The organism is Mesorhizobium sp. M7A.F.Ca.US.005.03.2.1, from assembly GCF_003997795.1.
Classification (GTDB): domain Bacteria; phylum Pseudomonadota; class Alphaproteobacteria; order Rhizobiales; family Rhizobiaceae; genus Mesorhizobium; species Mesorhizobium ciceri.
In genome coordinates this window covers 1-1,031 of sequence record NZ_RZRP01001340.1, presented here as the reverse complement: position 1 = coordinate 1,031, position 1,031 = coordinate 1, and the positions used below count along the sequence as shown (strand labels likewise).

At 63.3% G+C, this 1,031-nt stretch carries 2 pseudogenes; both read right to left on the bottom strand.

Features of this window, described 5'->3' with window-relative positions:
- Positions 1–515 (bottom strand): annotated as a pseudogene (locus EN991_RS37585) (peptigoglycan-binding protein LysM); the annotation flags it as partial.
- 191 nt (positions 516–706) lie between these two features.
- Positions 707–1,031, bottom strand: a pseudogene (gene pcm / locus EN991_RS37580) (protein-L-isoaspartate O-methyltransferase); the annotation flags it as partial.

The following is a 1,031-nucleotide window of genomic DNA, read 5'->3' as shown; positions in this document are numbered from 1 at the left end:
TTGTAGCGCTGCGCCAGGCCGCCGATCGTTTCGCCGTCCCTGACGACGATCTCGGTTGCATGCGGAGTGCCGGAAGCAGCCACGCGGGGTTCGTCAGGTTGCGAAACCTTGAAAGGCGACGCCGCCGGAGCGACGGTGCCGGTCGTGGTCCTGTCGACATGCGGTGCCGGGGCCAATGCGGTGCGCACCGGCTTCGATGCCGGCGCCTGCTGCGCTTGGGCAACGGGCGGCGGCAGCGGCCGCGTCGAGACCGGCTCGAGGCTGGAGCGGCTGACCGATTGTGTATGGCTGCCATCGATCGGAGCGGCGGCGACATCGCCCGGATAGGGCTGCTGTACGGCATCCTGCTTGTTGATGATGGCGCGCTGATTGTTGGTCGAGGATGTAAAGACGTCGTCGACGCCATTGAACCGCGAAACCTGGGAACTGCACCCCGCAGCAGCACCCGCGACCATCAGAATGGCGCAGCCTCGCGCCAGATTGCGACCGTTTGTCTTCAAAACACTGAGTTGCATCGCACTAACCCGCACATACCCGGTACAAACTAGGCATGATTAAAGCGCGTTAATGTTACTCGACGGTTAACCTCATGGAATCCGACGCAATTTTTCTTAAAATATTAGAGAGCGAGCCGTGCGAAGATTTCGGGTCAGGCCAGCCGGGGTCGAAGACGGGCGCACGACGCGGCCGAACATCGACATCCGCGCTAGATAATAGCGGCAACACCGCGCAGGATCGGCTGCAGGCGAACGAGGCCGATGTCTTCGCGCTCGAAGCGGCTGCCGACCTTGGTCAGCTTGGCCAGCACCTGTTCGCCCTCTTCGGGGCCGATCGGAGCGATGACGATACCGCCGCTCGACAACTGGTCGAGCAGGAAACGCGGCAGGCTGTCGAAGGCAGCCCAGGCGACGATGCGGTCAAATGGCCCTTCATTCGGCAGCCCGCCGGAACCATCGGCGTGGCGCACGATCACATTGCCGATGCCGAGCGCCTCGAAGCGCTGCCGCGCCTGCTCGGCGAGCGTCTTGTAG